The 22,250-nt window shown below is 40.8% G+C and carries 13 protein-coding genes; 4 read left to right on the top strand and 9 right to left on the bottom strand.

The genetic code is table 11. The features are described 5' to 3' along the window. Nucleotides 1–22: 22 nt before the first annotated feature. Nucleotides 23–313, bottom strand: coding sequence for a YciI family protein (locus ACTJKG_RS23315; protein ID WP_172336761.1), 291 nt, complete (start codon nucleotides 311–313; stop codon nucleotides 23–25). Between the two features lie 248 nt (nucleotides 314–561). Between ACTJKG_RS23315 and ACTJKG_RS23320 the strand changes: the two genes are divergently transcribed. Both ACTJKG_RS23320 and ACTJKG_RS23325 read left to right on the top strand, forming a co-directional pair. Beyond that, nucleotides 562–1,728: a galactokinase gene (locus ACTJKG_RS23320; RefSeq protein ID WP_440740537.1), complete on the top strand. Its 1,167-nt coding sequence runs from the start codon at nucleotides 562–564 to the stop codon at nucleotides 1,726–1,728. 110 nt (nucleotides 1,729–1,838) lie between these two features. Continuing rightward, nucleotides 1,839–2,369, top strand: a complete 531-nt coding sequence (locus ACTJKG_RS23325) for an RNA methyltransferase (RefSeq protein WP_172336921.1) — start codon at nucleotides 1,839–1,841, stop codon at nucleotides 2,367–2,369. A gap of 132 nt (nucleotides 2,370–2,501) precedes the next feature. Here the strand turns inward: ACTJKG_RS23325 and ACTJKG_RS23330 are convergent, their stop codons facing one another. After that, entirely contained in the window at nucleotides 2,502–3,473 is a 972-nt protein-coding gene (locus ACTJKG_RS23330; RefSeq protein ID WP_440740538.1) for a quinone oxidoreductase family protein, read from the bottom strand. 275 nt (nucleotides 3,474–3,748) lie between these two features. Here ACTJKG_RS23330 and ACTJKG_RS23335 point away from each other — a divergent pair, with 275 nt between their 5' ends. After that, nucleotides 3,749–4,408, top strand: a complete 660-nt coding sequence (locus ACTJKG_RS23335) for a YdeI/OmpD-associated family protein (RefSeq protein WP_440740539.1) — start codon at nucleotides 3,749–3,751, stop codon at nucleotides 4,406–4,408. A gap of 371 nt (nucleotides 4,409–4,779) precedes the next feature. Here the strand turns inward: ACTJKG_RS23335 and ACTJKG_RS23340 are convergent, their stop codons facing one another. Next, a complete protein-coding gene (locus ACTJKG_RS23340; RefSeq protein ID WP_440740540.1) occupies nucleotides 4,780–7,353 on the bottom strand; it encodes a phosphoenolpyruvate carboxylase in 2,574 nt (857 codons plus the stop codon). A gap of 294 nt (nucleotides 7,354–7,647) precedes the next feature. Between ACTJKG_RS23340 and ACTJKG_RS23345 the strand changes: the two genes are divergently transcribed. After that, nucleotides 7,648–9,795 carry an FUSC family membrane protein gene (locus tag ACTJKG_RS23345; protein ID WP_440740541.1) on the top strand — a complete coding sequence of 716 codons (2,148 nt, stop codon included), beginning with the start codon at nucleotides 7,648–7,650 and terminating at the stop codon, nucleotides 9,793–9,795. Nucleotides 9,796–10,339: 544 nt separating this feature from the next. Here ACTJKG_RS23345 and ACTJKG_RS23350 read toward each other — a convergent pair. From ACTJKG_RS23350 to ACTJKG_RS23375, 6 genes are all read right to left on the bottom strand, one after another. After that, nucleotides 10,340–11,743 (bottom strand): RagB/SusD family nutrient uptake outer membrane protein, encoded by a 1,404-nt coding sequence (locus ACTJKG_RS23350; RefSeq protein WP_440740542.1) that lies wholly within the window; start codon nucleotides 11,741–11,743, stop codon nucleotides 10,340–10,342. 25 nt (nucleotides 11,744–11,768) lie between these two features. After that, a complete protein-coding gene (locus ACTJKG_RS23355) occupies nucleotides 11,769–14,987 on the bottom strand; it encodes a SusC/RagA family TonB-linked outer membrane protein (RefSeq protein ID WP_440740543.1) in 3,219 nt (1,072 codons plus the stop codon). Between the two features lie 799 nt (nucleotides 14,988–15,786). Then, complete coding sequence (locus ACTJKG_RS23360; RefSeq protein ID WP_440740544.1) at nucleotides 15,787–17,256, bottom strand: SusD/RagB family nutrient-binding outer membrane lipoprotein; 1,470 nt, start codon at nucleotides 17,254–17,256, stop codon at nucleotides 15,787–15,789. A gap of 18 nt (nucleotides 17,257–17,274) precedes the next feature. Next, a complete protein-coding gene (locus ACTJKG_RS23365) occupies nucleotides 17,275–20,526 on the bottom strand; it encodes a SusC/RagA family TonB-linked outer membrane protein (RefSeq protein WP_440740545.1) in 3,252 nt (1,083 codons plus the stop codon). Between the two features lie 342 nt (nucleotides 20,527–20,868). Then, on the bottom strand, nucleotides 20,869–21,738 hold the full coding sequence (locus ACTJKG_RS23370) for an AraC family transcriptional regulator (protein ID WP_172336750.1): 870 nt from the start codon (nucleotides 21,736–21,738) through the stop codon (nucleotides 20,869–20,871). Between the two features lie 8 nt (nucleotides 21,739–21,746). Beyond that, a complete protein-coding gene (locus ACTJKG_RS23375) occupies nucleotides 21,747–22,103 on the bottom strand; it encodes a VOC family protein (RefSeq protein ID WP_440740546.1) in 357 nt (118 codons plus the stop codon). Nucleotides 22,104–22,250 lie beyond the last annotated feature (147 nt).

The raw sequence follows: 22,250 nt of genomic DNA on the forward strand, positions 1-22,250 counted from the left end.
ATTTTGATTATCCTCTCCCTCCCTACAACACCGCTACTTTAAACGGCTTCACATCAACAGATTCCCATACTTTTTGGGTAATGTAGGGTTCGTTCTGTTTCCAGGCTTCCAGGGCTTCGTCGGTTTCAAACTGCATGATCATTACCGAGCCTATCATATTGCCTTCGTCATTCAGTAAGGCTCCTCCCTCTATGTAGTTGCCATTTGCTTTCAGCACTCTCACGCCATCTAAATGATGGGGACGCACATCCATACGACGCTGCAATGCGCCTTCGTCTGTATAATCATATCCCGTAACCAGGTACTGTTTCATGTTTTAATTATTGAATTATTGATTTAGTGAATTAGTGATTTGCAGACATTGCCTGCTACTGTAACTTAGCCAACAGGCGGCAAGCGGTTCTGTTTGCCTGTATTGCTATAAAACTATACATTTAAACCTCCTGCCCGGTTAGATTTCTACCCTAAAAAATTAAAAATTTCTATTTTAAATTTATTTTATAAATGTATATTTGACAATTTTTACAATATTTGTTATTCCAAAATAACTAACCTGAAATAATGAAGAATACTTTGCAGCAGGAATTTGCTAAAATTTATAATAAAGAGGCCGACGCCACCTATTTTTCTCCTGGTCGCGTAAATCTTATCGGCGAGCATATCGACTATAACGGGGGCCTGGTAATGCCATGCGCAATAACCTTTGGCACTTACCTGTTAATATCGCCTAATGAAGACGGCGTTTTTCGGTTCAGGAGCTTAAATTTTGATGATAAGGGAGATATTCCTGTGCAGCAGCAATATGAAAAAAGTGGTGATGAATGGTTTAACTTTCCTATAGGCGTAATTCATCATTTTGGTAAAGACGGTCATCAGCTAAAAGGCCTGGATATGCTTTTTTATGGCGATATCCCAATCGGCTCGGGCTTGTCGTCATCAGCCTCTATAGAAGTAGTTACGGCTTATGCCCTCAATGATATTTTTAACTGCGGTTACTCCAAGCTCGACCTGGTAAAATTGTCAAAATCTGTCGAGAATAACTTTATCGGTGTAAACAGCGGTATCATGGACCAGTTTGCCGTTGCCTTTGGCGAAAAGAATAAGGCTCTTATGCTGAACTGCGATACACTGGATTACCAGGCTGTCGACAGTAACCTGGGCGATCATGTGCTGGCCATCATCAACACCAACAAACCCCGTAAACTGGCCGAATCAAAATATAACGAACGCGTAGCAGAATGCCAGGAAGGCTTGAAAGCCCTGCAACAAGAGCTGGATATCAATTACCTGTGCGATATCGACGCCGAAACTTTCGCCAAATATCAGCATCTTATTAGCGACCCGGTTGTACTAAAAAGAGTTAAACACGTTATTGAAGAAAATGACCGTGTAAAATTGGCTGCCGTTGCATTGGCTGCTAATAATTTACCCGAATTTGGCCGGTTGATGTATGCCTCGCATGATTCGCTGCGCGATCTGTATGAAGTAAGCGGCGCCGAACTGGATGCCGTGGCCGAATACAGCAAAACCAACCCTAATGTAGCAGGTGCCCGTATGACCGGTGCTGGTTTTGGCGGCTGTGCTATAGCGCTGGTTAAAGCTGATGCATTTGATGATTACAGTGCCGGAATAACCGAATACTACACCAAAAAGATCGGCTATGCTCCATCCGTTTACAGCTCGCTGATCGGTAATGGCGTAGGTTTGCTGAATTTGCTGGTTAATTAATACTTTTGCGCTTATTGATTGGTTCATAGTTGATGGTTCATAGATCATAGTAAGTAAGTGGTGAAGCCATTAACTATGAACCATCAACTATGAAGCATGAACTACCAACTATGCGCAAATTAAAGTTAGATGAGCTGAACCGGGCTTCGGTTGATGAATTTAAGGCACAGGATAAACTGCCTGTAGCTGTAGTGTTGGATAATGTGCGCAGCATGCACAACATTGGTTCTATTTTCCGCACTTCGGATGGCTTTGCGGTAGAGCAGATCTGTCTTTGTGGAATTACGGCCCAACCTCCGCATCGTGAAATTGAAAAGACCGCACTCGGTGCAACACAATCCGTAAACTGGACTTATTTCGCAACCCCTTTACAAGCAGTAGAACAACTGCGTAAAGATGGTTACCGCATTATAGCCGTTGAGCAGGCCGAAAACAGCACCATGCTCAACGAGTTTACTCCGCTCGATAACGAAAAATACGCCCTCATCTTCGGCAACGAGGTAAATGGCGTAAGCGACGATGTGATGCAAAACATCGACGCCTGCATCGAAATACCTCAATTTGGCACTAAGCATTCTTTCAACATTGTAGTATCGGCAGGGATAGTTCTTTGGGATTTCTTTGCCAAGATGGCAATGTAATTATAAAACAAACCTCATTGCTGCGAGGAGGAACTACGTGGCAATCCCCTACTTACAAAGCGGCTTTGCTAATTGGGGATTGCCACGCTACGCTCGCAATGACATAGTTTGAAATAACCAGGATGTGACAACTCAAATAACCACCACCAAACGCTTACCCCCATCAACCTCCAGACCCCAAAGCTCGGCGATGTTTTCCAGTTTTACGGTGATGGTGTCTACCTTGAGCTTTCCTGCTGCTGCCAACGCAAACATTTCGGGTAAAATCAAGCTAAATAGCTGGCCAACCTGCGGCTTTGACCAGGCGCCAAGTCCCGAACCCGTCAACTGTAAGTTGACACTGCGGAGATTGGCTGCCGATAGCTGGATCAGATCACCCGTCATAGCACCGATGGACACATATCTTACCCTGTTGGTAAACGAGCCATTACCTTTTACACAGGCCAGTATCATTTCGGCCGTATGTCCCCACAGGTAATCAATGATTACATCAATAGGTGTGGTGGAGTGAATCGCTGCTAATCGCGCTTTAAAATTTTCGTCACCCTGTAGCACCGAAATCGTTTCGTCGGCACCAAGCGATAACAGATCGTTCAGCGAGGCCTGGTTTCTGCCTGTCACGATCACTTTTTTAGCACCATAGTGTTTGGCTATCTGCACGGCCACACGTCCGGTAAACCCGGTTGCCCCGTTGATCAACACCACATCGCCCGGCTGAATATCTGCCTTAAATTTCAATCCCATGGCTGCACCAATTACAGCATTGGGCAGTGCGGCAGCTGTGGCATCATCTACCCCATCCGGAATTTTTACGATACGGTCTTTATCAATTAAGGCTTTTTCGGCCAGCATACCACTTATGCCCATGCCATATACCCGCGTTCCGTCTGCCAGTAAACAAACACCATCGCCACCTATTACTCTTCCGCTTGCTTTTGGGGCATCACTCGAATAATGGTTGCCACTGGCCCTGCCTTTATCCAGGTGCTTTATAGCCACCGCTTTTACCGTTACCAGTGCTTCATCATCGTTTTGAGCTATCGGCTCCGGGAAATCTATGTATTGGGGTAATTCCCCTTTTTGATACATTACTGCTGCTTTCATTTTTATTTATTTGTTTACACAAAAGTAGAGCGGCTGTTGGCAGCGGACGATAACATTTGTTATCAAATGCAGGAAATAAAATTGGCCAAACGCGTCATTGCGAGGAGGAACGACGTGGCAATCCCCTACTTACAAAGCAGCCCTACTTATCGGGGATTGCTATGCTGCGCTCGCAATAACGCTCTGGGACAACGTCGTTTATGCGTTATGTATTTTAGCATAAATTGTTATTAAATTAGCGGACCCATGATCTACGAACTATCAACCAATAAAAAATGAACGCCCTTGCCAAAAAGCTGCAGATGAAACCTAATACCCGTTGGTTATTACATAACGCACCGGCCAACTACCTGGAAAGCCTGGAGCCTCTGCCCGATGATGTGGATATTGTACACCACACCACGGGAAGCTTTAATGGCATACAGTTGTTTGTTACCAACAGTGTGGAATTGGCGGATGAATTGAAAGTGATCGTTCCTTTACTGAAAGGTGATACCTTATTCTGGATCATCTATCCCAAGAAAAATTCGGGTATTACCAGTGACCTGGAGATGATGAGCAGTTGGGATGCTCCGGCGCAATATGGTATCCGCCCCGTAGCTTCTGCCGCAGTTAATGAGGTATGGACGGCCCTCCGTTTTCGGCCGGTTGATCAGGTAAAAGTTTCTGCAGGCCGTAATGACGCGGTACGGAATAACGAATACAGCGCCTATATTGATGTAGATAAAAAAACGGTAACCCTGCCCGATTATATCAGGGAAACGCTTGAACAACACCCGGGCGTACTGAGCTGGTTTCAGCAACTGGCTTATAGTCATAAAAAGGAATACGTACTATGGATACTCAGCGCCAAACAAGAAAAAACCCGGCAGGACCGTTTGGCTAAAATGGTAGAGATGCTGTTGGCTAAAAAGAAGAACCCCTCGGATAAGTAAATGATTTCTCTAATCATGTTCTCGGCTGGAGGCCGGGTAATGGTGGTCACTCGGCTGGAGCCGAGCGACGACAGTGGAGTTATTTTTCAGTTCCCTCCCCACGAGAGCGGTGCGATGGATGGCGCGAAGGCAGGGAGGGGTTTAGCCAGCATTGAAACCCCTTCCTCCCCTTCCCGAGGGAAGGAATCGCACGAGGCCCTGGCCTTTGACGGCCTGTCATCCTGAGCGCCGTCGAAGGATCGCGCGTAGAGGCCCCGCCCACCATACGTCGACGAGCTCAGCATGACACCCGTAAATAAAAAAAGTCATTGCGAAAACCACAATGACTTTTTTTAAAGTCCCCCCTTCAGGGGAGATTTAGAGGAGCTTCCTTACGCCAGGTTCCTACCCGCGTTCACGATGCCATACACGGTACGGATCACGAGCTTATCATATATCTCAATGAGTTCACTGTCCTCGCTGCTATTCAGCTTCTGCAAGGCATAATGTTGGATGATCACGAGAGGTAACACAATCTTCTCGCGGATGGCGATAGAACGGCGCTCAACCGGGTATTCCTCCATCAATACGGTGCTACCGGTAAGGTCGAGCAGCATTTCGCGGGTCAGTTCAAACTCGTTCTTCAGCATTTTCCAGAAAGCGCCGAATTTTTTATCTTTCTCCAGGTATGCCGTTACCCTGAAATCAGATTTCGACATGGACATGGCACAATTATCCAGCATGGTTTTAAAGAAACCTGAGGTTCTGTACAATTCTTTTATTTCGAGCCAGTTACCGTTGTCTTTCATCTTTTTCAAAGCGGTACCAACACCGTAAAAACCGGGGATGCTCTGTTTCAATTGGCTCCAGGAAGTTACAAAGCTGATGGCGCGCAGGTCTTCCAGTTTCAATGGTGCACCGGCGTTACGTTTGGTTGGACGGCTACTGATATTGATACGCGACAACAATTTAAGCGGACTGAATTTTTCCAGGTACTCTACAAATAATGGATGCGCACGCAACGCCATAAACAGCTCATAGCTTTCGTTGGCCATATCTGATATCAGGGCTTTATGCCTATTATCCAACAGATCGTTATGATTAGGGTGCAGGGCTGATATGATACCCGCGTTGATCAACTGCTCCATGTTGAAACGGGCGGTTTCTACCGAGCCATATTGCGAGCTTACAGTTTGTCCCTGTATGGTCAATTGGATATGATCGTTAGCTATCTCGTTACCCATCGAAGCATAAAAACGGTGCGTTTTGCCACCACCACGAGCCGGTGGGCCTCCCCTGCCATCAAAAAACGCCAGGCTGATATCATATTTACGAGCCATAGCGGTCAGTTCAACTTTGGCTTTATATATCGACCAGTTGGCCATCAGGTAGCCACCATCCTTGGTACTGTCAGAAAAACCAAGCATAATGGTTTGCCTGTTACCGCGCTTTTTCAGATGTTCGGCGTAATATGGATGTGTATATAGCTGCTCCATGATCTCGGCCGCGCGCGACAGGTCGTTCACGGTTTCGAACAATGGCATAAAGTCGACACTCAGGCTGTCTTTTTCCCATCCGCTCCATAAAAACAGGTCGATGAGCTGTAAAATATCAGATGCCTGCTGGCAGTTGCTGATGATAAAACGCTGACAGGCCTTTTCGCCATTAGTCTGCTGGATCTCCTGCATCAGGCGAATGGTGTTCAGCGTATCCTGCGTCATGGCATCCGCATCAGAAGGGCAGTGAAAATCGGCTTCGTTAAAGCTAATCTGTTTTAATTTCTCCTCTTCGCCCAGGTCGGCGTAACCTTTAACAATGCCTGTTTTGATGTTTTTTAAACTATAATCAAATACGCTACGCAAAACGCGGCTGTCCTGACGGATATCCAGCGTGGCAAAATAACAGCCAAACAGGCGTACCTTCTGGATCAGGTTTTCTACAATATCCACAAACAAGCTGTCGTGATCGGTAATGATGGTTTGCTTGATAGATTGCAGCAGGCTCAACAATTCGCCTTGCAGATTTTTAGAATCGGGATGTTCGTTGGCATTTTTGTACAGGATCTTTTCCAGTTTAGCCATGGCCTTTTCAACCCCGCGGAAGGTGATGCGGCGTTTAAGTACCCTGAAATCACGATAGTAACAACGGAACAGGCGCTGACGTAAAAAGCTGGCCACCTCTTTGGTGGTTTGCGTATTTACATTAGGGTTACCGTCTCTATCGCCGCCCGGCCAAAAGCCAAGCTCCAACACACGACTGCTGGCGGCATCAATATCAAACTCCTCTTCGAGCTTGGATTGTATGCCCGATACCGCATGATAAAATATATTTTCCAAAAACCACGACAGGCTGATGGCCTCGTCAACCGGTGTTGGTGATGTTTTATTAAAGAAAGGCGTTTTGCCCAACTGCTGCAGCAACACATCGATATTGTTGATATCGTTGTTTTTTACGGCTTCAATCAGGTCGGTCATAATGCCCAGTACCGTGCCAGGGTAAAATTGGGTAGGATGAGCGGTGAGTACCAATCGTAACGAAAAATCTTTGAGTTTTTTGCTGATCTGCGCACGGGTTTCTTCGCTGTTGGTGGCTTGAGCCAACAAACTTTGCAGGTTGCCCGAATCATCAAACTTACCCAATTTATTAAAGGATGAATCTTCAATAGCATCAAACAAAACCACCTGGCGCTCGATATACTGGATAAAGCGGAACATGCGGTTGATCTGCTCGCGGTGGTCGATATCGGGTACATACTTTTTAAAGAACGACTCAATGATATCTGTTGGTGATGCCTGCTTACCGGCGCCCTTTTCGCAATGTGAACTAAAAAATGGCAGCAAAATACCAGTATCCTTTACCTGGTAAAACGGTAATGTTTGAAATAAACTGTTATACAACTCAAACCTGGTAACAACCTCGTTGTTAAAAGCTGTTTCCCGCTGACTGAGTTTTAAAGTTAATGACATAGCTCAAAATATAATTGGGTAAAAATTGATTGGTACAGGCTATTGCGCAAAACCGGGGGTGAATTTAATTATCTAAAATTAAATTTCAGCTAAAAGTAGCGAAATTAATAACAGTATTATGAAATTGATATCAAATTTACTAAAACAAGTCAAAAAAATTAAATTATTGTAAATTTGTAGCCTGATTTAAAATCAAAATGCCATTAAAGGATTTATGCCGTTTAACCATAAGCAAAGATTTTTATAACTTGCTGCTATATTGCCCGGCCGCTGCCAAAAACAAACATTACTTTGATGAATATTAATACCAGGGAAATAAAAAGCTTTTTTTACAGCCAGTATTTTTCTGACGGTTTACGGATCACAGCAGGTATATTACTACCCTCGCTGATATTGCTGGAGTTTAACCTATTTGATTTGGGGCTGACATTTAGCCTGGGAGCACTTTGTATCTGTGTAATTGATAATCCCGGCCCGGTAACACACAAGCGCAACTCCATGGCTATTGGTAATTTATGTCTTTTTCTGGTAGCAGCCATTACGGGTTTTGCCCGGCTTAACTTATATACTCTTGGGCTCGAGATCACTCTTTTCTCGTTTCTGTTTTCGATGTTTACGGTTTATGGTAACCGGGCCGCATCTGTAGGTACATGTTCGCTGCTCATCATGATATTTATGATGGATAAGGCTCAACCACCGGGCAATGTATTGTGGTACAGCGCCACTATCCTGGTGGGCGGTTTATGGTACATGGCTTTCAGTTTGATATTTTTTGGAATCAGGCCCTATCGCGCGGCACAGCAGGCATTGGGTGAGAATGTGGCCGATATCGCCAAATTTTTAAGGATCAAAGCCGATTTCTATCTACCTGAGAAAGATATCGACGATAATTACCGGAAACTGGTGTCGCAACAAATACAGGTAAGTCAGCACCAGGATGCCGTACGCGAACTGCTGTTTAAAAGCAGGGTATTGGTTAAGGAATCAACCGGAGCCAGCCGGATACTGGTACTTACCTTCGTCGACCTGGTGGATATGTTTGAACAGATCATGGCGACTCACTATGATTACAGCGAGATCCGCGAGCGCTTCAAAGACACCGGCATCCTGAATGAGATTGCCCGCATACTGCAACACATGGCCGATGAAGTTGACGAGATAGCCTATATGGTACTATCAAATGCCCGGAACCGCCATGTTACCGATTTCAATCTGGAGTTGGAAAAGTTAAAACTTAAGATAGATGATATTGGTAAAAGCAACCAGGAAACCAGTAACCTGGTACTCAAAAAGATCCTGATCAACCTGCGCGATCTGGGCGACAGCATTAATAATATATATAACTATTACCATTCCAAAACCGCCCCCAAATCAACCGAGTTACGTGGTGATGTAGAATACTCCCAATTTGTTACTCACCAGGATTATGCGCCGCATATCTTCTTTGATAACTTCACGTTAGATTCGGGCGCGTTTAAACATGCCCTGAGGGTATCATTGGTTTGTTTGGCAGGTTTTATTACGGCCAAAACAGTAGCCCAGGGGCATCATAGCTACTGGGTGCTGCTTACCATCATCGTGATCCTGAAACCCGGTTTTAGCCTATCTAAACAACGTAATTACCAGCGGCTTATAGGTACTATCTGCGGTGGGATTATTGGTATACTCATTTTAACTTTTATACCCGATAACACCGCGCAATTTATCTTTCTTATTGTGTTTATGATAGGCACCTATAGCTTTTCGAGATTGAATTATGTGGTATCGGTAATTTTCATGACCCCATTTGTGCTTATCCTGTTTAAGTTTTTAGGCGTAGGTTTATTGAACGTAGCACAGGAACGTATTCTGGATACCTTTATCGGCTCGTCTATAGCCTTTATAGCCAGTTACCTGATATTCCCTACCTGGGAGTTTGACCAAATACAGGAAACCCTGCGCGATGTAGTAGTAGCCAATATCAATTACCTGATCACCATTGCCGAAAGCTTATCAGGCAAAATAACCGGGACCACCATATATAAACTGGCGCGCAAAGATGTATATGTAAAATCGGCCAACTTATCGGCGGCTTTTGAACGGATGACCTCCGAACCTAAAAGCAAGCAACGTAAAGTAAAGGAGGTACATAAATTTGTGGTATTGAACCATATTTTATCATCGTACATAGCCAATATAGCTTCAGGATTGGTTAAAAAGGAGTCGCAGTTGCCGCACACCGAAGCACTTAAACTGGTTAAAAAAAGTATATCGGTATTAAATGAGAGCAACAAAAAACTTCAGGGGCAAGCTATTGAATTTAATATAGGAAAAACAGCCACCGCAAGTGATACAGAAAAAGTTGAATTATCAGCAGAAGACACTTTATTGAGAGAACAATTAGGATTTATTAATAAGATCAGTTACGATATAGCTAAAATAACTGATAACATCCTCCAATAAAAATGAAGCTAATTATCGGCTGTGGGGACTTACCCGTCTTAAACTAACCATTAGCTTTCTTTGCAGAATTATTACATTTTTTAACGCAGTGTTTAACATATTTCTTTGTATACACTTTGTTATTTTTAGCATGCTTAGTACTCAAACCGGGTTCACTAAAAAACAGCCCACCGGTGATCGCCAATAAGATTAAAGTTTTCATGTTTATCACTTTGGTTATCTATATGACGGTTGAAAACACCAAAACGTTACAACTTCACTTAAAAAAAGTGATTTTAGCGCATCCATAGCCATGTAATATACTATAACGCATCGCATAGCCACATATAAAAAAAAGTCAGTGACCTCGCGTTACTGACTTTTTTAATTAACTATTAACTGACCAAATATCTTAACGAAAACTACTTGGCTTCTACAAACATAATGTGTAAATCAAAATAAGAATATGTGAAAATCACCGATAAGTGGTTATGTTATTAAAAACAACAAAAGTGATTTGAAATGAATCACTTTTGTTGTTTAATTTCAAATAAATACCTCAGAGTTAATAGCCTGGATTCTGAACTAAATTAGGGTTTTTATCTGTATCGTATTTTGGAATAGGAAGGATTACGTAATCAGACCCATACGCCTGAGCAGCAATTACGCTGTGGGCTGGTATTCCTCTACCTGTACGCAGATAATCAAATTCGCCCTGTCCTTCAAAAGCCAATTCGATACGTCTTTCTGTTAAGATAGCATTAATCAAATCAGTTTTGGTTGCTGGCGCTATAGCTGCCGCGTGTGAACGCGATCTAACCTGATTGACCAAAGTCACGGCGTTAACATCTACTCCTCCAGCTAAATTAGCTAGTGCTTCTGCTTTTATCAAAAGGATCTCAGAGTACCTCAATACTGGTACCCAATCAGCAACACCAACATACTTAGCAGTCCAAAATGCACCTCCTTGTTGAAGGATCATGTTTTTATAACGCAGGTCAGTCGTAGTATCCATTAAAGAAACATATCCTGTACTTACCTGAATGTCGCCTCTTTGATCAGGATTGTAGTGCTGACCAAGAGCATTGTTAGTATTCGGATTGTCAGCACCATTCATAGCCACGGAGAAAATGCTCTCTTTGGTAGTATAAGTACGGAAAGGAGTAAGCGGGTCAGGATTTAAAATATAGCCGCCAGCTATAACCTTATCTGCATAAGTGCTTGCCTCGGCATATTTTTGTTCATACAAATATACACGGGCTAATAAAGCTTGTGCTGCGCCTTTTGTAGCTCGGGCAACGTTTGAAAATCCTGGATCACCATAATTAGCCGGAAGCTTAGCCTCTGCATCCAACAAATCTTTCTCAATTTGAGCATATACGGCCGCTACGGTTGAACGAGGTAGTTGATTCGATGAATCAAATGGAGCATCTGAGCTGGTTAACACCAATGGAACACCCGGATGAGTTGCCCCGGAAGTAAATTTATAAGGCTGTGCCCACATATTTACCAGGTAAAAATAGTTCAGAGCCCTGATAAACTCGGCTTCTCCATTGTATTGACCAATTTTCGCCGCGCTAACACCACTAGCGCTAGTCAGATTTTTCAGGAACAAATTCACCTCCCCTATTGATCTGTACGCTCCTTGCCACGCGCCAGCAGTATATCCTTCACTTGAAGTTACTGTTACAAACTGGGGTAGCGGGTTAAAATAAGCTGGGGGATTTACATCAGTGCCTCTTACGTCAACGTATATCAATACACGGCCACCAAAAAAGTTAATATTCTGCAATTGGTCATACATACCAATAGCGGCTTTTTCAATTCTATCCGGACTTGAAAAAACAGCATCAGGGGATAAACTGGTTTTAGGGTCCTGAAATAATTGTTTGCGGCATGAGCTTGCAGTAACTGTAATTACAGCACCTAATGCAATAATACCTATTTTATATTTATTGAAATTTTTCATCGTTTTCTCTATTACTGTTTCAAACTTAGAATGAAGCATTTAAACCTAGTGTATACGTTCTTGGATTTGGAATTGCACGATTGTCATAACCTGTAGCAATATTCGTATTGACCCTATTGCTGTTAACTTCTGGATCAACGCCGCTATAGCCGGTTATAACAAAGGCATTATACACCGAAGCAGAAATACGCAGACTTTGTAAACCTATGGCTGATAACGCACGCCCTTTTAAACTATAGCCAATTGAAGCTAATCTTAAACGAAGATAATCGCCTTTTTCAAGGAACCTAGTTGAAGCTTGATTAGCAGTATTATCCAAGCTTGATAAACGTGGGATATCCGTTTTCTGACCTGGGGTAGTCCAACGTCCCAGTATTCTCGCATCATTATTCTGGAAGTAGTTAGTTAATAAACCTGAATAAGTTGAATTATATAAATAGTTACCGCCTGAATATACCGCAGAAACGGTTAAATCAAAATTCTTATAAGTTAATGTGTTATCAAAACCACCAAACCATGTTGGGTTACCGGTTTTTCCATTCAGATATTGAGCATCGGCAGAAGTTATTGCGGTAGTAGCAGTGCCGTCTTGCCTGGTGTATTTTTGAGTTAACTCGTTGTACATTTTTATGCTACCATCGGCGGCATACCACATTGGAAAACCGGTTGCCGGATCCACACCGGCCCATTTGATCAGCTTATAAGTTCCTAACGAACGGCCTACGCTGGCAACTGTACCTGCAGAAGTGATATCTGCATTATTGTTGGATTGTACCAGACTTAAAACTTTATTAGAAACATGGGTATAATTAAGCGATGATGTCCAGCTAAAATCTTTTGATTTAATATTTACTGTATTAACAGTGACCTCAATACCACGGTTGCGCATATTACCAATATTGGTAGCAATAGTTGAATTTGGTACACCTACGGTATATAATACAGGTGCGTTTAAGATTAAACCATTAGTAGAATTGTTGAAATAATCGGCATCTAAAGTAATGCGATTGTTCAATGCTGCTAAACTAAAGCCAACATCTGTTTTTAATGAGGTTTCCCAGTGTAAATTAGCGTTACCTAATTGACTGCTTGAAAAACCACTTAATGCTGCATATAAACCACCGCCATACAAGGTTCTGGAAGCATAAGGATCAAGGCCACGTGAGTTACCTACTTTACCATAACTACCTTTAATTTTCAGGAAATTTATATACTTATTATCTTTAAAGAAATCTTCTTTTGACACGATCCAACCAGCCGAAACACTTGGAAATTTACCCCAACGATAATTGGAACCAAAGCCAGAGAAGGCATCCTGACGATAAGAACCTTCAACAAAGTATTTATCATCAAAAGTATAACCTAAACGCCCAAAGTACGATTCTAATCCTGTTGTGTTGATCGTCCCGCCAGAAGCTAACAAAATGTCGCTTGTAGTAGATGGATCAATACCGCTATACGTATTATCAATAATGTCCTGAAAGAATGGATCAACAAAGTTGTTTGCTGATGCAAACGTTTGTTGCTCTTTGGTAAACTGATACTCCATACCTGCTGTCGCAGTAATACGATGCTTCTCTGCGAAAGTATGATCATATGAAGCATAATTTTGCCAAACCCAGCTATTACGGGTTAAGTAGTTATCCTGAACTAAACCAGCGTAGGATGATCCAAGACCAGAAAGAACCGGGTTACTATATTGATCCTCGAAAGATTTCTGAAGATCGACACCATATTTGGAGGTGATTGATAATCCTGTTATTGGCTTTATTTCAACAAATGCATTAGCCAATACTTGCTCAGGGGTAAGATTATTCCTTTGTAAAGCAACCACCGCTAAAGGATTACTGATACGGTTTTGAATAAGGCTGGTACCTTTAAGGGAGATAATATTGTTACCTAAACCAAGGTAACCAAATCCTTCTTTTGCGCCGCTACCAGTTATATTATATCCGGCTTGTTGTACCGAGCCAGCAGGATTATAAGGAGAAACTGTTGGAAATGCATTATAACCAGAAACGCTGGCACCTGCCAGGTAGGCATCTGTCAACACACCATTGTTCATTGATCTGGTATACTCCAATTGCACACCAGCATGAACATATTTGTTGGGTGTTAAGTCCATATTAGTCCTCACCTGGGCAGTTCTCAAACGATTGCCGAACAAAATACCCTTTGCATCAGAATAGCGAACTGATGAATAATAAGTGGCTTTATCGGAACCACCTGATAATGCCAATGAATTATCAGAAGTAAAACCTGTATTGAATATTTCTTTCATCCAGTTAGTACGGTCAGGTTGTCCGTCACCATTAATATCGCTATTTACTGCTACAACAGGAACATCATTAGGACTAGCATACCCAAAACGTGCCGAAGCATTTCTAACCTTTTCGTTATTAATAGTGTTAAATTCATCGCCGGTTAACAGGTTAGGCACTTTACTCGGACTTGACCAGCTTTCTTTCGACTCGAAAGTTATTTTTGCTGAACCTTTTTTACCTTTTTTGGTAGTTATAATAACTACACCATTTGCTGCACGCGAACCATATATCGCACCTGCACCTGCATCTTTCAACACATCTATAGACTCAATATCATTGGGGTTGATTAATGCTAATGGATTAAAGCGAGTTCCGTTACCACCATTAAACTGGCTTAGATTGTCTGACGAGTTCATTGGAATACCATCAATAACAAATAAAGGCTGAGAACTTAATGAAATAGAGTTAACACCACGAATGCGGATGCTATTTCCATCAGCCAAAGTGCCACCAGCCTGAGATACTTGGACGCCCGCGGTTTTACCACTCAGTGCCCTATCTAAACTTTCAACAGGCTGACTTGCTATTGCATTCCCAGTAACGTGGCCAATCGCACCATTTTGCTCACGAACCTGCTTTGCTCCATAACCAACGACCACAACTTCGGTCAATTGGCTTTGAGCCGAGCTTAAAGAAACCTTAAGTGTTGTTGCTGTTCCAATAGTTATCTTTTTGGTTGTGTAACCAATGAAGGAAAAAGATAACGTATTAACGCCATTTGGAATGGAAATTGTAAATTTTCCTTGGGCGTCTGTTTGTGTGCCAGTTGTCGTTCCCGGTACCCCAACTGTAACTCCTGGAATCGGAAGTCCCTCTTCCTGTGAAGTTACCGTACCCCTAATAGTTCTATTTTGTGCAAATGCCATTGAGACTGTGCAAAAAAAACAAACTATAAACATTTTAAGTAATTTATGTTTCATACTTTTTATTAATTATTAGATTATACTTTTTTTAATTTCCCTACGTTTCAACTTAAATAAAAAGCCGATAAACCAGTACAAGTCATGTTCCCAGCGAAATTTGCCGTACTTTTGTAAGTATGAATTTAGTTTACAGGAACTTGTGTAAATGATAGGTTTGAATAAGGATTAGTTTTCTTCATAATACAACCTCAACTAATATTTAATTAAGGTTAATAAATAAAGTCCGGTCATGTATCCGGCGGGATTTGTCTTATTTTCATAAAATATGGATTTGATTTGTAGAAATTTGAGCAGATAATAAGGATTAGTTTTTTTATAATATTATAACCTCCAATTAAAATCTAATTAAGGTTAACAAACAGCATCTGGTTATGTATACTGTAGGGTTTGCTTTATTTTCATAAGTATGAGTTTTGCAGAAATTTGAGCAGATAATAAGGTTTAAATAAGGATTAGTTTTTTTATAATATTATAACCTCCAATTAAAATCTAATTAAGGTTAACAAACAGCATATGGTTATGTATACTGTAGGGTTTGCTTTGTTTTCATAAGTATGAATTTTGCAGAAGTTTGAATTAATGATAAAGTTTAAATAATCGATAAGGTTTTTGTATTAAGACCTTTAATTATTAGAGGTCGATTAAAAAATTATAACCGGAGCAAAATACGCATCCGATAATCTATTTTTCTATAAAAAATAAATATAAAAAAAATAGAAATATTAACAATTAATAAGTTAAAATAAAATCCCGGGAACTGTAAAAGCGCCCCGGGATTTTATTTAATAGCATATAATTATTTGGTAGCCCACCAAACCGGTGTGGTTGATGGAACCGTACCTGGAAAGTTAAGGTTAGAAACTAACTCTGTATTTGGATATAAGAACCTTACAGGTCGTAAACCAGGACCTAAAATTGATACTTTTGAAACAGTAAAGAATGTTGGGTAACCTGTTCTGCGAAATTCAGTCCAGGCTTCAAAACCCTGCGTACCATTCATGGCATAATACTTTTGGGTAATGATCCGTTTAACTATAGTATCCTGAGGTCCAGTTAATTTTGCATCCGGAGCTCCTGTAATATAGGTAGCAGCATCGCCTGAGGTAAGCCCTGTTGCAATAAAACTGGCGTTAATACCATTTGTAAATAAAGAATTTACGTCGCCAGCAGCGAAACCACGAGCCACTGCCTCAGCTTGTAAAAAGTAGCTTTCTGATATCGAAATAAACTTAACCGGCGCTAATGCTGATGCATTTAGTTGAGGATTACCCGCAACCAATGCCGTAGGAAGGGATACTTCTTTGTTAGGATTAGAAAGATAACCGCCCTGTGGAATAGTTGCGATAGTATCCTCTCCAGCAAGCGGATCGTAAAATTTAAATAACCGTGGGTCATTGTTACGCACCATGGCATTAACAGCCGTAGCACTCGCTACCAGATTCTGAGTTTTTCCAAGTATAGGCGACGCCATTTCGTTATAAAGCGGGTTTTCATTACCACCTATACTGTTATAGCTCATTTGGGCATCGTTAGTTAAAAATACAGGTTTTGATTGATACAGTGCCGCAATACCAGCGGTAGCTTTTGCTGCATCTTTACCTGATATACGTAAATAGGCTTTTAACTTTAGTGTATTGGCAAATGCGATCCATTTAGCAACATCACCTTGGAAAACCATATCCTGGGTACCAATAGGTGTAAGCGTGTTGGGTATCTTCAATAGCGCTACACCTTTGTCGATATAGTTAAAAACGCTATCATAAACCGCTTGTTGCGTATCATATTTAGGGCTGCCGTTGGTTACCCCTTTTAAAGCCTGGGTAAGCGGAATATCACCAAAAGCGTCGGTAGTAATCTGGAAACCGTATGCCTTTAACAGGTATGCAATACCCTTAACATCAGAACCAGCAGATTTATTATCAATGATCAACTGCGTATTTATCAATGCACTTTGATAAAGAATTCTCCATGGTGTATCAAAATCAGAATTCCTTAATGCGTATCGGTCTGTTGTTTTGTATTGGCTGGAAAAGGTGCTTTGTGTCCAATATTGGGCGTAAAAACTACCTGTTATTTGCAAACTGTTACCTATGGCCTGTCCCAAAGCTGCTTCAACTGTAGGTAATAACAAAGTTGGATCCGCGCTCGAAGGGTTGTTGGGATTTTGATTTACATCCAGAAACTTTTTACAACCCGTAAATCCAACCGCTCCAATAAGAAACAGATATAACCATTTCTTAGTGCTAAAAATATTATTTGTTCTCATTATTAATAGAGTTATTTTTTAAAATGAAACTTTTACTTCAAAACCGTAATTGCGTACAGACGGCTGAGCAGAAAAATCAAAACCTTGTGCGTTTCCAGCACCTGCCGAATTCACCTCGGGGTCAACAAATTTATTTTCTTTTGCTGTCCACAGGAACAAGTTGTTACCATATAAACCTAAAGAGAGCGCGCCAAAAGGAGTCCCTCTTAACTGACTTTTGTTAAATGTATAAGAAAGACTTGCTGAGCGTAATTTAACGTATGAAGCATCGATGATATTAACACCAGGATTTGTACCGCTGGTATATAAATCCTGCTTATTATAAGTTACATTGGTATTTGGAACATATGCACCATTTTGCAGGTAAGAAGAATTCGGGAATATAGCCCCCATCCTTATACCACCAGTTTCTGCAGATGTACCGTTAAAGCCGGTAATATCTTTTGTTCTGGAGAACAATTTACCACCTTGTTTGGTATCAAACAATACGTTTAAAGACAATTGCTTATAACGGAAGTTGGTACCCCATGATGCTTGGTAGTTAGGGTTATAGCTACCCAGGTACTGTGCTTTTGCCGAAGGTAACGGAAGGCCGCTCGATGCACTTACAACGGTTCTGCCTTGAGCATCTGTTTGGTTGGTAACACCATAAAATTCGCCGTAAGGCTTACCAACAGCCGCTACAATGGCCATGCCGCCAACACCACCCAGTGTAACCTGATCAATTCCTGGCAGTAAAGAAACTACTTTGTTGTTATTTTTGGTATATGTTCCGTACAGATCCCAGGTTATATCATCTGTTTTAACTACAGTTCCTTTTAAACTTATCTCAATACCTTTATTTTGAATTTCGCCGGCATTTATAACTGAAAAACTATAGCCGGTTGAATTAGGAATTGGAATGGCCAGGATCTGATTTTTAGAATTGTTTTTGTAATAGCTAAAGTCGGCTGATATTCTTCCATCCAGGAATCCAAGCTCAGTACCAACCTCAAAAGAAGAGGTTTTTTCGGGCTTAAGATTGGCATTTCCAATTGTATTGGTAGCCGCTAAACCACCCACATTAGGGAAAGGGAAAGTGGTGTTACCAAAACTATTCAAAATAACTGTTGTAGCATAGTAATTTAACAACTGGTAAGGGTTTGTATCATTACCAACCTGAGCCCAGCTCGACCTTAATTTACCATAGCTCAAAACATTACCTATTGAAGAGCCTTTTAATAATTCCGAGAAAACAAATGAACCAGCTACGCTTGGATAAAAGAATGAATTGTTTTGTGTTGGTAAGGTAGATGACCAGTCATTCCTTGCAGTTGCTTCCAAAAATAACAATGATTTGTAGGAAAGGTTTAAATCGGCATATAAACCTACTAATCTTCTTTTATTGATATTATCATTAAGTACAGTAAGCGGCCCGTTACTGTTAGTTAAATTGTAAAAACCGGGTACAACTAAACCGCCAGAAGTATTTGTTGAAATTTGAGTGGTATTTTCCTGACGCTGACGGATATTGTTACCCAACATAAATGATCCGGTAAAATCATCATTAAATTTATGGGTAGCAGTTGCCATTAAATCATGAACAAATTCCGTTACGTTAAACTGATCGATCTCATAGCTGCCATTGCTTGATTGCAAGTTACCGGTTGGGCTATAATTGCCGCTTTGGGTATCTGCAGGTGCATTAGTATATTTAGGCGCTATAAATTGGCGTCTTTCGGAATATGAATCTATACCAAACCGCTCCTGAATGTTAAGCCAGGTTAATGGTTTGTACCCTAAGTTGATATTGCCTGTAATACGGCTTACATCATCCAGGTTTTTATAGTTTTGCAATATCCAATAAGGGTTAACGGTATACGCACCGTAATAACCGTAGGTGTTTGGATGTGATACACCATTGGCATCAACATAACTGCCAAAGCTATTGTATTTATTGTTTAAATCTTTTAATGCTGTAACAGGTATATCTCTTGGTGTTTGTAAAAGGTTATTGTAAACAGAAGAGTTATTTTGACCACCTGCCACTTCGTTAGCATTAATTTTGTTATAGTTTACAGATATACCAGCAGAGAATTTATTGCTAAAATCTGTATGACCGTTAAATCTCACACCATATTTATTATAGGTGTCACTATTGCCCGGCAGTATACCATTACTGTTTAAGGCATTCAATCCTAAATAAAAGGTTGATTTCTCTGTACCGCCAGAAAAGGTTAAGTTGTTATCAGCAGCATAACCAGTGGTAAAAAAGTCGCGGATATTATTCGGAAGATTAGAGTAGGCTTTTGTTTGTTGAACGCCGTCAATTTTCTGCCCCCATGGCTGAACTTTTCCTGTAAAAGGAGCACCCCAGCTACCATTTTCTCTTGGGTCATTAAAGTAAGTTGTATTCGCGTCGTTAGTACCAGCCTCTGTATAGTAACCCTGTCCGTATTGATTTTGAAAATCAGGTAATTTAAGGATAGAAGATAAAGTATTTTTTGAGCTGAAGGTTATAGATGTCTTTTCAGCATTTTTATTTCCAGACTTGGTAGTGATGATCAAGGCACCATTGGATGCACGTGAACCATAAAGAGCCGCTGCTGCAGGGCCTTTCAATACCGTAACCGAAGCAATATCATCAGGATTGATGTCATTGCCCCTGTTACCAAAGTCAACCGCTGATCGTGAATCTCCGCCACCTATGATAGTAGAGTTATCAATAGGTAAACCGTCAACAACAATCAAGGCCTGGTTATTACCAGAAATGGATGATCCACCGCGTAAAACAACACGAGAGGAACTTCCTGGGGTTGAAGATGTTGAGGTAATATTTACACCTGCTACTTTACCAGACAAAGAGTTAATGGCGCTTGGGCTTCCGCCTTGCGTTAACTCATCAGCCTTAACTGTTGGTGCAGAGTAACCTAATGATCTTTTCTCTCTTGTAATAGCGTTAGCGGTTACCACCACCTCACTTAATGCTTTAGAATCTGATATTAAAACTACATCAATTGTTGTTTTGTTTCCTACTACAAATGATTGTGATGCGTAACCTATAAAGCTAAAGATAAGCGTTGATCCTTCCGGAGCGCTTATAGTATATTTACCATTTAAATTGGTTTGGCCACCAGTGCTGGTTCCTTTTATTTTTACCGACGCTCCAGGTATAGGCAAACCGTCTTCTTTTGAAGTAACCGTACCGGAAATCGTTTTATTTTGTGCAAAGGCCATAGAAGCCGTGCAAAAAAAGCAAACCATGAAAAGTTTGAGTAATTTGTGTTTCATGCTTTTTGAATTTATTAGTATTATTAAGATCTTAATAGGTACTGATTGAGAAAGGGAAACAGTCAATAGTACCAGGGGGCCGGATGCTGATATTTTGAGAATTTCCGGTAAATAAAAAAATAGAAAATATTTAAGTAGGCGCTATTATCATAGATGTGTGTTTAATAGTTAATTAATATTATATAAGTCTGGTTCACAGCTCATACGAGTAATACAAACACAATAATAACATATACGCAAATAGGGTAATGTGCGATAATCACCATTTTGATCATTCTCACACATTACCCTATTAAAGAGAAACTTATTATTATAAATATTATTAACCTAAGAGAAACATTATCAAGCTGTTTGCCGGTATTTTAAAGGAGTAATTTTATAATGGGTTTTAAACAATCTGATAAAGGAGCTCGGGCATTCAAAACCAATAAGGTTTACTACCTCATTGATGGGATAAGCTGTGCTTTTTAATAGCAATTGCGCTCTTTTTAAACGCAGCTGTATTAAAAACTGATGCGGTGTTAGGTTAAAGGCTTGTTTAAATGTGCGCAGCAGGTGATTAACAGAAAGACACGAATGCTCGGCCAGATCTTCCAGGCTTATATTTTGATTATAGTTGCTGTATAAATATTCTTTTGCCAGGTTAAGCCGGCGCAAGATCTCTATCTTGGTGCTCGGATTTAAAAAATGAAGCTTTTCTGCCTTTTTAAATATCTCTTCGTTATAGATACTAAAGTAATTAATAAGACAATGGTGTAAATACTCATTAATCAGTAATTCATCATGCATACCGTTATCCAGGTAATGCTTAAGATGATATACATTGTGCCTGATATCACCCGTAAACGGGTAAATAGTTTCGTCAAATTCCTGGAGCTGTTTTACTTTATAACCTCCCCTGCCTACCAGGCGACTATCGGCAGTTGTCCAACAATCCTTAAAATCTTTCAAAAATTGCTGGTCAAAACTAATACTGAAGGATTGTACTGGGATGTCTGAATCGGTATCGGTTGAATATTGTGTACCCCTGTTCAATATTAAAAAAGAATCGGGATATATGGATAAATGCCGTTTACCTATATCGTAACGTTCATTTCCTGCAAAAACAAACCTCAGGCTAAAATCTGAGCTGTACTGCTGATTTTGCTTCTGGCTGCTGCTACGGCTATAAATTTTATTATTATTCCGTAATGTTTTTGAATAATCCATCATATAAAAATTTATATTTCTGTATAATTTCTTTCTTCCAGTAAAATAAACCGGTTACCTGAGGGGTCCAGAAACTCAGCCGCAAGGCCGGTGGGCAGGTAACGTGGAACTGTGGAAAAAAACACGCCCGCGGTTTTATATAAATGATAATCTTTCAAACAATCATCAGTATTTAAAATAACACAGCTCTTAAAGGCGTTGCCGCCAACAACAAGCGCAACATCCAGATTATCGGCCTTTAAAACAGTATATTCCTCACCTTCCGCAAAAAACATATTACTGATCGGGTTAAAGCCTAACTTTTGCGTATAAAAACTTATCTGCGCATCGGCGTCCTCTGCAAAAACAGGGATATATTTCAATTTCATATTGCAATAGCTCTATAAAAGATTTTATGGAAATCAACCCGATATCAATAACATTAACTAGGGGTGATAATTCTTGGTGTGGGTTGCAGCCGATCAGTTAAAACTACTGCACATACCAAAGATAAGTTGGTTGCAAAGGCAACGTAT

This window comes from Mucilaginibacter sp. 22184, assembly GCF_052045695.1.
Classification (GTDB): domain Bacteria; phylum Bacteroidota; class Bacteroidia; order Sphingobacteriales; family Sphingobacteriaceae; genus Mucilaginibacter.

Coding starts and splice junctions, on each gene's coding strand:
- ACTJKG_RS23315 (WP_172336761.1), bottom strand. CDS start 313: ATGAAACAGTACCTGGTTACGGGATATGATTATACAGACGAAGGCGCA.
- ACTJKG_RS23320 (WP_440740537.1), top strand. CDS start 562: ATGAAGAATACTTTGCAGCAGGAATTTGCTAAAATTTATAATAAAGAG.
- ACTJKG_RS23325 (WP_172336921.1), top strand. CDS start 1,839: ATGCGCAAATTAAAGTTAGATGAGCTGAACCGGGCTTCGGTTGATGAA.
- ACTJKG_RS23330 (WP_440740538.1), bottom strand. CDS start 3,473: ATGAAAGCAGCAGTAATGTATCAAAAAGGGGAATTACCCCAATACATA.
- ACTJKG_RS23335 (WP_440740539.1), top strand. CDS start 3,749: ATGAACGCCCTTGCCAAAAAGCTGCAGATGAAACCTAATACCCGTTGG.
- ACTJKG_RS23340 (WP_440740540.1), bottom strand. CDS start 7,353: ATGTCATTAACTTTAAAACTCAGTCAGCGGGAAACAGCTTTTAACAAC.
- ACTJKG_RS23345 (WP_440740541.1), top strand. CDS start 7,648: ATGAATATTAATACCAGGGAAATAAAAAGCTTTTTTTACAGCCAGTAT.
- ACTJKG_RS23350 (WP_440740542.1), bottom strand. CDS start 11,743: ATGAAAAATTTCAATAAATATAAAATAGGTATTATTGCATTAGGTGCT.
- ACTJKG_RS23355 (WP_440740543.1), bottom strand. CDS start 14,987: ATGAAACATAAATTACTTAAAATGTTTATAGTTTGTTTTTTTTGCACA.
- ACTJKG_RS23360 (WP_440740544.1), bottom strand. CDS start 17,256: ATGAGAACAAATAATATTTTTAGCACTAAGAAATGGTTATATCTGTTT.
- ACTJKG_RS23365 (WP_440740545.1), bottom strand. CDS start 20,526: ATGAAACACAAATTACTCAAACTTTTCATGGTTTGCTTTTTTTGCACG.
- ACTJKG_RS23370 (WP_172336750.1), bottom strand. CDS start 21,738: ATGATGGATTATTCAAAAACATTACGGAATAATAATAAAATTTATAGC.
- ACTJKG_RS23375 (WP_440740546.1), bottom strand. CDS start 22,103: ATGAAATTGAAATATATCCCTGTTTTTGCAGAGGACGCCGATGCGCAG.